Source organism: Myroides sp. JBRI-B21084 (assembly GCF_030545015.1).
Taxonomy (GTDB): domain Bacteria; phylum Bacteroidota; class Bacteroidia; order Flavobacteriales; family Flavobacteriaceae; genus Flavobacterium.
In genome coordinates this window covers 1510915-1524319 of the sequence record NZ_CP120653.1, presented here as the reverse complement: position 1 = coordinate 1524319, position 13405 = coordinate 1510915, and the positions used below count along the sequence as shown (strand labels likewise).

At 29.7% G+C, this 13405-nt stretch carries 13 protein-coding genes and 2 tRNA genes; 9 read left to right on the top strand and 6 right to left on the bottom strand.

Annotated elements, in window-relative coordinates; genetic code table 11:
• Positions 1-100: 100 nt before the first annotated feature.
• Entirely contained in the window at positions 101-1183 is a 1083-nt protein-coding gene (gene dnaX, locus P3875_RS07415; RefSeq protein WP_303443322.1) for a DNA polymerase III subunit gamma/tau, read from the bottom strand.
• 40 nt (positions 1184-1223) lie between these two features.
• On the bottom strand, positions 1224-1916 hold the full coding sequence (locus tag P3875_RS07410; RefSeq protein ID WP_303443321.1) for a DUF4294 domain-containing protein: 693 nt from the start codon (positions 1914-1916) through the stop codon (positions 1224-1226).
• A gap of 70 nt (positions 1917-1986) precedes the next feature.
• On the opposite strand from P3875_RS07410, the gene P3875_RS07405 reads away from it, so the two are divergent.
• On the top strand, positions 1987-3081 hold the full coding sequence (locus P3875_RS07405) for a M42 family metallopeptidase (RefSeq protein ID WP_303443320.1): 1095 nt from the start codon (positions 1987-1989) through the stop codon (positions 3079-3081).
• 23 nt (positions 3082-3104) lie between these two features.
• Here P3875_RS07405 and P3875_RS07400 read toward each other — a convergent pair whose 3' ends face one another.
• From P3875_RS07400 to P3875_RS07385, 4 genes are all read right to left on the bottom strand, one after another.
• On the bottom strand, positions 3105-3818 hold the full coding sequence (locus P3875_RS07400) for a response regulator transcription factor (protein WP_303443319.1): 714 nt from the start codon (positions 3816-3818) through the stop codon (positions 3105-3107).
• 22 nt (positions 3819-3840) lie between these two features.
• Positions 3841-5448: a sensor histidine kinase gene (locus P3875_RS07395; RefSeq protein WP_303443318.1), complete on the bottom strand. Its 1608-nt coding sequence runs from the start codon at positions 5446-5448 to the stop codon at positions 3841-3843.
• An 80-nt stretch (positions 5449-5528) separates the two neighbouring features.
• Positions 5529-6116: a dephospho-CoA kinase gene (gene coaE, locus P3875_RS07390; RefSeq protein WP_303443317.1), complete on the bottom strand. Its 588-nt coding sequence runs from the start codon at positions 6114-6116 to the stop codon at positions 5529-5531.
• Position 6117: 1 nt separating this feature from the next.
• A complete protein-coding gene (locus P3875_RS07385) occupies positions 6118-7113 on the bottom strand; it encodes a glycosyltransferase (protein ID WP_303443316.1) in 996 nt (331 codons plus the stop codon).
• 203 nt (positions 7114-7316) lie between these two features.
• On the opposite strand from P3875_RS07385, the gene porX reads away from it, so the two are divergent.
• The 8 genes from porX (at position 7317) to P3875_RS07345 (ending at position 13402) form a co-directional block, all read left to right on the top strand.
• Positions 7317-8870, top strand: coding sequence for a T9SS response regulator signal transducer PorX (gene porX / locus P3875_RS07380; protein ID WP_303443315.1), 1554 nt, complete (start codon positions 7317-7319; stop codon positions 8868-8870).
• A gap of 8 nt (positions 8871-8878) precedes the next feature.
• Entirely contained in the window at positions 8879-9283 is a 405-nt protein-coding gene (gene tsaE, locus P3875_RS07375; RefSeq protein WP_303443314.1) for a tRNA (adenosine(37)-N6)-threonylcarbamoyltransferase complex ATPase subunit type 1 TsaE, read from the top strand.
• Between the two features lie 3 nt (positions 9284-9286).
• Complete coding sequence (locus P3875_RS07370; RefSeq protein WP_303443313.1) at positions 9287-10483, top strand: alanine dehydrogenase; 1197 nt, start codon at positions 9287-9289, stop codon at positions 10481-10483.
• Between the two features lie 36 nt (positions 10484-10519).
• A complete protein-coding gene (locus P3875_RS07365) occupies positions 10520-10900 on the top strand; it encodes a DUF4258 domain-containing protein (RefSeq protein ID WP_303443312.1) in 381 nt (126 codons plus the stop codon).
• Between the two features lie 126 nt (positions 10901-11026).
• Positions 11027-11111 (top strand) — tRNA-Ser (locus P3875_RS07360).
• Positions 11112-11131: 20 nt separating this feature from the next.
• Positions 11132-11212 (top strand) — tRNA-Tyr (locus tag P3875_RS07355).
• Positions 11213-11326: 114 nt separating this feature from the next.
• On the top strand, positions 11327-12580 hold the full coding sequence (gene pepT / locus P3875_RS07350; RefSeq protein ID WP_303443311.1) for a peptidase T: 1254 nt from the start codon (positions 11327-11329) through the stop codon (positions 12578-12580).
• A 144-nt stretch (positions 12581-12724) separates the two neighbouring features.
• The gene (locus P3875_RS07345; RefSeq protein ID WP_303443310.1) at positions 12725-13402 is read left to right on the top strand and encodes a potassium channel family protein; all 678 of its coding nucleotides are present in this window, start codon (positions 12725-12727) and stop codon (positions 13400-13402) included.
• The last annotated feature ends 3 nt before the right edge of the window (positions 13403-13405 follow it).

The following is a 13405-nucleotide window of genomic DNA, read 5'->3' as shown; positions in this document are numbered from 1 at the left end:
ACAGGACTCGTTGTGATTGGTTTATTTACAACAACATCTATATTTGAAATTTGCTCAGCTATGTTCTTAGCATTAACATTTTTAAAAAATGCAGCCGGAATTAATTGTGAATTAAATTTTTTTTTTCAGGGTGGGTTAAAGTTGCCAATTGCATTAAGCATAATTCTACTAATAAACGTTGATTTGTAGTTACTTTATACTTTAAATCACAATTATTCGCAATATTAATAGCTTCAATTAGCAATTGCTGAATAAATTTTTCTGCTTGTTGTAAAAATAAATTTTTATTTTCATCACTTACATCAAGTAAATTTAATGTTTGCGGGTTTTTACATACCAACAAATTTCGAAAATGCGAAGCTAAACCTGAAACAAAATGATGTGCATCAAAACCTTTAGTTAAAACAGTATCAAACATCAACAATAAATTAGGAATATCACTTGTTAAAATAAAATTGGTCACTTTTAAGTAATAATCGTAATCTAAAACATTTAAATTTTCTGCAACTGCTTGACGTGTTAAATTGGAACCGCAAAACGATACAACCCTATCAAAAATTGATAAGGCATCGCGCATTGCTCCATCTGCTTTTTGAGCTATAATTTGTAAAGCATCTTCTTCAAAAGTAATGTTTTGGCTTGATGCAACTTGTTTCAAGTATTCCTTTGCATCGTTAACTGTAATTCTTTTAAAATCAAATATTTGACAACGCGATAAAATAGTAGGTATTATTTTATGTTTTTCGGTTGTTGCTAAAATAAAAATGGCATGTTTTGGTGGTTCTTCTAATGTTTTTAAAAACGCATTAAATGCCGAATTAGAAAGCATGTGCACCTCGTCTATAATATAAACTTTATAAATACCAGTTTGTGGAGGTATGCGAACTTGATCAATTAAATTACGAATATCTTCAACCGAATTGTTTGAAGCTGCATCTAATTCAAATACATTAAAAGAAAAATCTTCATTTGGATCGTCATACCCAATTTGGTTAATTTTTCTAGCTAAAATACGTGCACAAGTAGTTTTACCAACTCCACGTGGTCCGGTGAAAAGTAGTGCTTGTGCCAAATGATTGTTTTCAATGGCATTAAGTAAAGTACTTGTAATAGTTTGTTGCCCAACAACATCGTTAAACGTTTGAGGACGATATTTTCGTGCCGATACTATAAATTGCTCCATGAATTAAATACTTCCTGCAAATATACCAAAAAATGTTTGATTAATCTTCTTCGGGATAGTAACCCGAAGTGCCTAATTTACGTTTCCAATTTGCTTTAACCTTATCTATTTTTAAATCTTTGGCAGCTTTTTGGTAGTCAATTCGGCCTTCATTTTTTAATTCCTGCAAAATCATTTCAATATAAAAATCTTCTAAAACTTCAGCGGGGTCGTATTTTGTTTTTAGCTGAATATCAAATAGTTTAGCTGTTTGATTACTCCAAAAAGCACTCCATCCACTTTTTAAATCTTTAACCAATTCAAAAGTTGTTTTATTTGTTTGGCGGTTAATTAACTTCACTAAAATTTGCCCATCTTTTCGTGAAAGCTTCTTCAAACGCTCTTCAAATTGTTCTTTTAAATATTTTTCAGTCCGTTTTAAATATTTTCTTTTTTGCGAATTGGTTTTCATTTTAGCCATATTCTCGTTCAAAATAGTTAAATTTTCACTAGTAAAAACAGCATATGGATATACTCTTAAAATTCGTTTTCGTAATACATTTTGAATTTTAATGCGTTCCATTTCTTCTTTAGAAAAATTTATGTGCATTTCAGGCAAAAGGTATTCTGTTTCAACCTCACCATCTTCCAAAACATTGGTTCGTAAAGTATCAGCATATTTTTCCCAATCATTCACCTGTGCATGCATTTGCATGGCAAAAAATGCAACAATCAATAATATAACTTTTCTCATTTTAATTTTTCAATTTTAGGGTAAATATAGAACAAAATTATTAGTAATTTCGTACATAATTTTTAAAAAAATGAATGCAAAAATCATACTAAAACCAGAATCTTTAACATTTTTAAAGAACTATTTAGATAATGCATCACCTACGGGCGCAGAAAAAGAAGGACAAAAGCTTTGGATGGATTATATCAATCCTTACGTTGACACTTTATTTACAGATACTTACGGAACTTGTGTTGGTGTAATTAACCCCGAAGCAGATTTTAAAGTTGTAATTGAAGGCCATGCCGATGAAATTTCATGGTATGTTAATTATATTGCAGAAGACGGAATGATTTATGTGATTAGAAATGGTGGCAGTGATCAGGTTATTGCACCATCAAAACGTGTAAATATTCATACTAAAAACGGAATTGTAAAAGGGGTTTTTGGCTGGCCAGCTATACACACAAGAATGCGTGCAGGAAAGGATGAACCTACGCCTAAATTAGAAAATATTTTTATTGATTGCGGATGTGAATCGAAAGCCGAAGTTGAAGCTTTAGGTATACATGTAGGGTGTATTATTACCTACCCTGATACTTTTGAAATATTAAATGATAATAAATTTGTATGCAGAGCTTTAGACAACCGTATGGGGGGCTTTATGATTGCAGAGGTTGCACGTTTACTTAAAGAAAACAATGTAAAATTACCTTTTGGATTGTATATTACCAATGCGGTACAAGAGGAAGTAGGTTTGCGTGGTGCCGAAATGATTACACAAACTATTAAACCTAATGTTGCAATTATTACGGATGTTTGTCATGATAGTACCACACCTATGATTGATAAAAAAATTGAGGGTGAAACAAAAATTGGTTTAGGCCCTGTTATAACTTATGCACCAGCCGTACAAAATAATTTAAGAGATTTAATTATTGATACTGCTCAAAAAAACAATATACCTTTTCAGCGTTTAGCATCGTCACGAGTTACAGGTACAGACACCGATGCTTTTGCTTACAGTAACGGAGGTGTGGCTTCGGCTTTAATTTCGTTACCTTTAAGATACATGCACACAACGGTTGAAATGGTTCATAAAAACGATGTTGAACATGTAATTCAATTAATTTACGAAACGCTTTTACAAATAGAAAGCAACCATAATTTTAATTATTTTAAATAAAAAAAAGGCTTAAAGCCTTTTTTTTATTGTTCTTTGTTTTTGATTACTAATCTAAAACCTTCGCCATGTATGTTTAAAATTTCAACATTTTCGTCAGCTTTTAGGTATTTTCTTAATTTAGCAATATAAACATCCATACTTCTAGAAGTAAAATAGTTATCATCGCGCCAAATTTTTGTTAAAGCAACTTCACGAGGCATTAAATCGTTTTCATAAAGTGCCAACATTTTTAATAATTCGTTTTCTTTTGGAGACAATTTTATAGGTTCGTCGTTTTTAAAAGTTAAAAAACGAAGTTTAGCATTAAGGTTAAAATTTCCAATTTGAAATTCGAATTTTGTATTTTCTGCTTTTACTTCAGAAGATTTACGTTGCATAATTGCTTTAATCTTCATTAATAAAACTTCAGAATCAAAAGGTTTATTTAAATAATCATCTGCTCCTACTTTATATCCTTTTAAAACATCTTCTTTCATTGTTTTAGCTGTTAAGAATATAAGTGGAATTTCTTTATTTTTATCGCGTATTTCACGTGCCAATGTAAATCCGTCTTTATAAGGCATCATTACATCCAATATACATAAATCAAAAGTATCCTTTTTAAACTTTTCAAAGCCTTCCATACCATTTTTGGCAAGTGTAACTTCAAAATCGTTCATTGATAAATAATCTTTTAAAATTGAACCAAAATTAGGGTCGTCTTCTACTAGCAAGATTTTTTTGTTGATTGTTTCCATATTTCTCTGTTTGTTGTTTCGTTTAATTTATTAATGGTATTTTAATAATAAAGGTACTACCTTTACCCTTTTCACTTTCTACATAAACTTGTGCATTGTGATCGTCTACAATTTGTTTTACATAGGCTAAACCTAAACCATGGCCTTTTACATTATGTAAATCACCAGTATGTTCGCGGTAAAATTTATCAAATATTTTTTTTGTTGCGGCTTTGCTCATGCCTGCACCTTGATCTTTAATTTTTACAATTATGGTATCTTTTACATTTTCAGTATAAATATCAATCACAGGTGCATTTGGTGAATATTTAATGGCATTATCTAAAATATTTACAAAAACGCTTGTAAAATGTGTTGGATTTATAAGCACCGTATCGCGTTGTGTATTAAAATGGGTTGTTAATGTACCCTGTCTGTCTTCTACTAATAATGATACGTGATCTATTGCTACTTCTAAAACCTCGGTTAATTCAATTTTTTCTTTAGGAATATCAAGTTCTTTCTTTTCTAGTTTAGATATTCTTAAAATATTTTCTATTTGCGCATGCATTCGTTTGTTTTCATCGCGAATCATTTGTACGTAACGCAAAACCTTTTCCTCATCATTAATAATCTTAGGGTTTTTTATAGCATCTAAAGCAAGATTTATAGTTGCTATAGGCGTTTTAAACTCATGTGTCATATTATTAATGAAGTCATTTTTTATCTCAGAAATTTGTCTTTGTGTAATTAATTGTCTTATTGCACTATAATATGCTGCAATAATTACTAGGGTGAACAATAATGAAATTAAAATGAATGGGACTAAATCAGATGCTAAAAATTTTGATTTATGCGGAAAACTAACATATAAATGATACTTTGATTTATTTTCTAAATCGGTTAAAATTGGTGCCGAAAAAGTATTTCTGTCGTTATAAATAAAATTATCCGACTTAATTGGTGTGGTATCACCATTGTTAAAAACTGCAAATTCAAAATTTGTAGTTAATTTTCTATGTGTTAATTCTTGTTGAAGTAATAATTGTAATTCTTTCTTATTTAAACGTTCTTCTATAGGGTATGTTGATACCACATCGTTGTAATAAACATCTACAAATTCTACTACATTACCTTCTTTAGAAATTACTTCATCGGGTTTATTTTGGGTATTTAAAGCACGATGCATTCCTGTTTCTATCCCATCAATTTTTTGTTGTTTTCCCCTATAAATTTCTGTTTTACGACTACTTATATAATTTTTATAATCTTTTTTTAAACCACTTGCACTGTCAATGAACTTTTGTCCGAAATTAAAATCGGTTATATTTTCTACAGAAATAATATTTGAATAAATAATTTCTTGATTGGTTCGATTGTCTTTTTCTATATAAAAAATTTCTTTAATAGCCTTTTTGTCAGGTACCTTACCTGTCTTTGTTCTATATTCATAAAATTTTTTATTAAAATCGTATTTTTCTTTTTCTTTTACCTTATCAGCCACTTTAGATATGGTTTGGTTAACCATATGCTGAAATTGTATGTCGTTATTTTGATAACTTGTACTAATCCAATAAAGCTGAATTAAGATGATACCTAATAAAGCTAAACTCATTAGAACAATTAAAAATTGAAATCTAAATTTATTCATTATTTAATTAAACTATGTTACAAATTTAACATTTTAACAATACAAAAATATTTTTTTTAACCTAAAATTAACAACAAAATTTAATTTGTTATAATTTCACTAATTATACTATCTAAACGTTTATAAGCAATATTAACATCAACATTTTCAACAACATAAGTTGCTAGCTTTATTTTGTTTTCATCACTCATTTGGTTATTCATTCTGTTTAAAATTTGCTCCTTTGTAATATTATCTCTTTTTAAAACACGTTCAATACGTAGATTTAAAGGAGCTGTTATTAAAATAGTTGCAAAACATTTTTTATAAGCTTCTGTTTCAAACAATAGTGCCGATTCCTTAAAAATTATTGATTGATCTTTATTATTTTGTAAAAAATTTTGAAAATCAGCTTCAACAGCTGGATGCACAATTTGATTTAGCTTTTGCAATAATATTTTATTGTTAAAAACTAACGAAGCAATTTTGGGTCTATCTAAAAAGCCGTCATTTTGTAAAACATCACCATTAAATAAATCATTAATTTTTTTAATAATTACAGAATCATTCATTACTTTTTTACCTGCATCATCGGCAATATAAACCTTAAAACCTTTGGCTTTTATATAATTTATCATGGTAGTTTTACCACTACCAATTCCACCGGTTAAACCAATAATTTTTGTCATATTATTTAAAAAACATTTCGGGCATTGCTTGTGTAGCTTCTTTCCTTTTTACATTTAACAAAAAATTACTGTACAAAAACCCTGCCCCATATCCAAAAAACTGAATAAAACTTGCAATAATTGTTAAAAAACTTATTTTTAAACTTTTTGTATTTATCAAACTTTGCAAAAATAAAAGCAAATAATAAGCACAATAAATTGTAATTAACAAGTAGTTACCCCAAAAAAACAATATAATTGCAATTAAAAAACCCGTTGAAAATAAGGTTGGAAACCAATAGGTTATTTTTGAATATTCTGGGTAACGTTGATTTAAAATGGGGCGTGCTTTACCAAATTTGTTGACTTGTTTGTAGAATTTTCCCCAATCTATGCGTCGTTTATGATACACAAAAGCATTGGGAATTAAAGCTGTTTTAAAATTCATTTTCCATAAACGAATTGATAAATCCGGATCTTCACCAGGATGAATTTTACCAAAGCCTTTAGTTGCCAAAAAAGCTTCTTTTGAGATACCCATATTAAAACTTCGGGGTTGAAATTTCCCTAATTTTTCGTTTGCACCCCTAATTCCTCCTGTAGTTAAAACAGATGTCATTACTTGGTTTATAGCTTTTTGCACATCAGAAAAGGACTCATGTGCTGCATCTGGTCCTCCAAAACAATCTACATAATTAACTGATAAAAAAACATTTACTTCTTGCAAATAATTATTAGGTAAAATACAATCTGAATCTAGAATGATAAAATAAGTGCCTTTTGCAACATTCATTCCAAAATTACGTGAATCGCCAGGACCAGAATTTTTCTTAAAATAATACGAAACATTTAATTTGTTTGCATATTTTTCAACTACGTTTTGGCAATTTAAAGTTGACCCATCTTCAACAACTACAACTTCAAACCATTCTTTATAGGTTTGAAAAGTTAAACTATATAGTAATTCATCAATCTCATCGGGTCTGTTATAAACAGGTATTATAAAAGAAAATATCATTTACTTTTTTTAGTTAATTAAACTATATTTTGCTATTATTTTAGCATTTAGGATACAAATGTACCTAAAAAACAAAAACTAAATTTTATTTTAAAGCTTCCATTTGTTTTTTAATTCTTTTTTAAGAAACCTATACGTTGTTTTTTTAGTATATTTAAACCTTAATATCCTTATTAACTATATAAGGATAAATTAATATTGCTATGAACGAAATTAAAATTTTGTGGGTTGATGATGAAATTGATTTATTAAAGCCACATATACTATTTTTAGAAAAAAAAGGATACCGAGTTACTACTGCTACAAATGGCCAAGATGCTATTGATTTATTTAACGAAACCAATTTTGATATTGTTTTTTTAGATGAGAACATGCCTGGAATAACCGGCTTGGAAACTTTATCTGAATTAAAAGAAAAAAAATCAACCACACCGGTAATCATGATTACTAAAAGTGAGGAGGAATATATAATGGATGAAGCAATTGGAGCAAAAATTGCAGATTACTTAATAAAACCAGTTAATCCTAATCAAATTTTATTAAGTTTAAAGAAAAACCTAGATCATTCTAGATTAATATCAGAAAAAACATCACTTGATTACCAAAAAGAATTTAGAAGCATTGCTTTGGATATGATGCAGGCTAATAATTTTCAAGATTGGGCCGATTTATACAAACGCTTAATTTTTTGGGAATTACAACTTGAAGCTATTGAAGACCAAAATTTAAGCGAAATTTTAGAACGACAAAAAGAGGAAGCAAACTCGCAATTTGGAAAATTTGTAGAAAAAAATTACGAAGATTGGATAAATAACGAAGAAAATGCACCATTATTTTCACATAAATTATTCGTGAAAAAAGTAGTTCCTGAATTACGTGGCGATGATAACGTTCTTTTTATTGTGATTGATAATTTAAGATTTGACCAATGGAAATCTTTCGAAAGCATTATAAATCAACATTATAAAGTTGATAAAGAAGATTACTACTACTCTATTTTACCAACAGCAACACAGTACGCTAGAAATGCAATATTTTCGGGCTTAACGCCTTTACAAATGGAAAAACAATTGCCACAATATTGGAAAAATGATGTTGATGAAGGTGGAAAAAATTTATTTGAAGCTGAATTTTTAGAAAACCAACTAAATAGATTGCGATTAAACATAAAACACGAATACCATAAAATAACCAATTTAAAAGACGGTAAAAAATTTGCAGACAATTTTAAATCAATGAAAAACAATAAATTAATTGCATTAGTTTATAATTTTGTTGATATGATATCGCATGCAAAAACCGAAATGGAAGTTATTAAAGAATTAGCATCTACCGATAAAGCATATCGATCATTAACCCAAAGTTGGTTTAAAAATTCACCTTTGTTGGAAATTATTCAGCAAGCGCAAAACTTAGGTTTTAAATTAATTATAACTACAGATCATGGAACTATAAATTGTAAAAATCCATCGCAAGTTATTGGTGATAAAAGTACTAGCTTAAATTTACGTTATAAAACAGGAAAATCGTTAACTTATGAATCTAAAGATGTTTTTGCAGTAAAAGATCCAAAAAAAATACAGTTGCCATCAATAAACATTAGTAGTTCTTATATTTTTGCAAAAAGTGATTATTTTTTAGCGTACATTAACAATTATAATTATTATGTTAGTTATTTTAAAAATACCTATCAACACGGAGGCATATCTTTAGAAGAAATGATTGTTCCTTTTATAACTTTATCTCCTAAAAAGTAACAATATATATGACATTTACGTACAATTTAAACGATATTAACAAAATAGCAAAAGCTTTAATTGCAAACAGTAAACACAAAACATGGCTGTTTAATGCACCTATGGGCGCTGGTAAAACAACACTTATAAAAGCATTAGCAAACAATTTAGGAGTTACCGATATGGCAAATAGCCCTACTTTTTCTATTGTAAATGAATACGTTGCTCATGAAAATAAAGTATATCATTTTGATTTGTATCGATTAAAAAACGATCAAGAAGTTTATGATATGGGGTTAGATGAATATTTTTACGAAAACGCTTGGTGTTTTGTAGAATGGCCCGAAATGGCAGAAAGTATTTTACCAAATGAAACCCATGTTATTACCATTACGATAATAGATGAATATACCCGTACTTTAAAATTTGAATAATTTATGGATACTTTAAGCCCTTTTTCAAAATCGGAATTAATTCCACAAGAAGAAAAGTTAGAAATTCGCAAAAAACGCGGACAACTTTTTATTGGCATACCTAAAGAAGATTTTAGAATAGAAAAAAGGGTTTGTTTAACACCCGAATCGGTCAACATGCTTGTAAAAGCAGGCCATAAAATATTGATAGAAGCAGGTGCAGGTTTAGAAGCAAGTTACGACGATAAAAAGTACAGTGAAGCAGGTGCTATTATTACACATGATAAAGAAAAAGTATTTGCATGCCCTATTATTTTAAAGGTAGAACCACCAACCATTGACGAAATTAAGTTAATGAAACCTAAAACTTATCTATTTTCGGCATTGCAATTAAAAACTCAAAAAAAGGAATATTTTGCAGCGTTAGAAAAAAAGAAAATTACTGCATTATGTTTTGAATTCATTAAAGATAAATTTAACGCCTACCCTTTTTTAGATTCTATAAGTGAAATTGCTGGTATAGCTTCTATACAAATAGCTGCAGATTATATGTGCAGAATGAACGGCGGTAAAGGTTTACTTTTTGGGAATATTGCAGGTGTACCACCAACCGAAGTTGTAATTATTGGCGCGGGTTTGGTTGCCGAAGCAGCTATTAGAACATCGCTAGCATTAGGTGCCAACGTAAAAGTATTCGACAATAATATTCATAAACTTAAACGTTTACAAAAAACACTACCAACACAAGTTTTTACATCAACCATACAAGAAAAAGTACTTACAAAAGCTTTAATGCGTTGCGATGTAGCCATTGGCGCCGTTAAAGGTTGTAACCGTTCGCCCATTTTAGTAACCGAAGAAATGGTACAACGTATGAAACCAGGTGCTGTAGTAATTGATGTTTGTATTGATAATGGTGGATGCTTTGAAACGTCTGAGGTAACAACACACGAAAAACCTACCCAAATTAAATACGGTGTTATACATTACGGAGTACCAAATATTACTGCAAAATATTCTAAAACCGCGTCGTTAGCCATAAGTAATATTTTATCGCCTTACCTTTTAGATCTTTGTGAAAACGGATCAATAGACGATGCGGTAAGCTACGATAACTCTATTCGTTCAGGTATTTATATGTACAAAGGTATTTTGGTAAACGAAGCAATTAGTAAATGGTTCAACTTAAATTATAAAGACATTAATTTAATACTGTTATAACAATAATAGTTGTAATTTTGCCAAAATTAATTTTATATGAAATTTTCACAGCGTTTTGCTTATTACTTATTAGGATTTTTAATTGGTGGTATTATTGTATTTTACTTTTTTGATGCAAAAGATACCGATTTTTGCTACCTACCAAATTGTAGAGTTTTAAAAGATTTACGTTCTAAACCCATAACGATATCAGATAAAGCACAAGCAAGTTTTGATAAATCGTTGGTAAATATGAACGATATTAAAATGTGCTTAACACACGGTGATGTTGATTTTGATAAAAGCAATGTTTTAGAAGAAAACGGTAAATTATACATAGTAAATGGGCAAAATACTAAAAACGAACCCATTACAGTTGAAATGATAAATTATAGTGAAAAAGTGCATATTAAAGACGTTTATTTAACCAAAAAATAATTTTATTTTTTTATTTCTGATAATGAAACAGTTATAAAAAAAATGAAAAAAAAGTTACAAAAACCCTTGCAGGTAAAGAAATTCCCCCTATATTTGCATCACAATTAACGAAGGAAACAACGTTAAGGAGAAATGGCAGAGTGGTCGAATGCGGCAGTCTTGAAAACTGTTGACTGTAACAGGTCCGGGGGTTCGAATCCCTCTTTCTCCGCAAGAAAAACAAAACGGTCCGGGGAGATACTCAAGCGGCCAACGAGGACGGACTGTAAATCCGTTGGGAAACCTTCGCAGGTTCGAATCCTGCTCTCCCCACAAAAGCTTAACCATTACGGTTAAGCTTTTTTTATGCATTTACTTTAAATAAAAAACAAACGTTTCTGCTAAATACTTATTTTTTAATACTTTTGTAATTCTTAATTAATAAAAATGGAAAATAAACAACATATTATTGATCGATTTATAAGTTATGTAACTGTTGATACTGAATCGGATCCAAATTCAGAAACCACTCCTTCTACCAAAAAGCAATGGGATTTAGCTAATAAATTAGTTGAAGAGTTAAAGCAAATTGGTATGGAAGATGTTACAATTGACGAAAATGCCTATATAATGGCTACTTTACCAAGTAATGTAACACATGAAGTACCAACTATTGGTTTCGTATCGCATTTTGATACATCGCCCGATTTTACTGGTGCCAATGTAAAACCACAAATTGTTGAAAATTATGATGGTGGCGATATTCTTTTAAATAAAGAACAAAACATTGTTTTATCGCCTAAATATTTCGACGATTTATTACAATACAAAGGGCAAACTATTATAACAACCGATGGAACTACTCTTTTAGGTGCCGATGATAAAGCAGGTATTTGCGAAATTGTATCGGCAATGGAGTATTTAATTCAACATCCCGAAATTAAACACGGAAAAATACGCGTGGGCTTTACACCAGATGAAGAAATTGGTCGTGGTGCTCATAAATTCAACGTTGAACAATTTGCTGCTGATTGGGCTTATACCATGGATGGCAGTCAGATTGGTGAATTAGAGTATGAAAACTTTAATGCAGCGGGCGTTAAATTAATTTTTAAAGGCAAAAGCGTACACCCTGGTTATGCAAAAGGCAAAATGATTAATTCAATGCTTTTGGCTAACAAATTTATATCTAAACTACCAAGTAAAGAAGTTCCAGAAAAAACAACGGGATACGAAGGTTTTTTCCATGTAAATGATATTCACGGTTCTATTGAAGCTACCGAAGTACACATGATTATACGTGATCACAGTATGAAAAAATTCAAAAAACGTAAGAAGTTAATTGAAAAAATGGTAGAAAAATTCAATAATAAATATGCTGAAAAATTTGGCGAAGACATTGTTACTTGCGAAATTAAAGATCAGTACTATAATATGAAAGAAAAAGTACAACCTGTGATGCATATAGTTGATATTGCCGAGCAAGCCATGAAAGAATTAAATATTAAACCTATTATTAAACCAATTCGTGGTGGTACCGATGGATCACAGTTGTCGTATATGGGTTTACCTTGTCCTAATATTTTTGCAGGCGGTCATAATTTTCATGGAAAATACGAATATGTTCCAGTTGAAAGTATTTTAAAAGCAACACAAGTTATTGTTAAAATTGCAGAAATTACAGCAAATAAAGCAAACTAATTTGTATTTAAACTTAAAAGAATAGCCTTGATAAAAATTTATCAAGGCTATTCTTTTTACTATTATAAAAAAAGGTGTCAACATTTAACAAATTAAATTTAAAATTGTATTTTAGTTTTTATCAATAAAACATTTTTAAAAACTATGAAAAGATACGTAAATAGGTTACAATCGTACTGGTTAAACGATGTAAGTTTTGTAACCTTATTAATAATGTTAATTTGTGCAGTTTTTATTTTACCAATAGTAATGGAATACAGCACCCATGGTGTTTTGCTTTTTAATGTTTTACTTTTAAGTGTTTTTTTAACTGGTGCATTTTCTACTTCAAACAAATGGTTGGTTTTTTTAAGCATCTCTTTATTTAGTTTCCATTTATTTTTAAGGGTAATTCGATTTGGTGACAACCCCTACTCCTTTTATATTTTAGAAAACATTATAGCTATTGCTAACACTTTACTTTTTATTATTATAAACCTTCAACTTTTGTTTCGGGATCAAAGTATTAATGCATACCGAATAATTGGCGCCATTAATGTGTATTTGCTTATTGCTTTAATGGGAGCTTTGGTTTTAGAAGTTATCCACGCAATAGTAGGTTCGTCAATTGCCGGAAACGTGCAATTACAAGGAAACGATATTGATTATATTCACTTTATGTACTTTAGTCTTTCATCACTTACAACAGTTGGTTTTGGCGATATTTACCCTGTAAATGTAGTTACTAAAATGTTAGTTACTTTTTTATCGGTTATGGGAATTTTATTTCCGGCTGTTGTAATATCGCGCTTTGTTGGTATGGCAACTAACAAATCTAAATAAAAA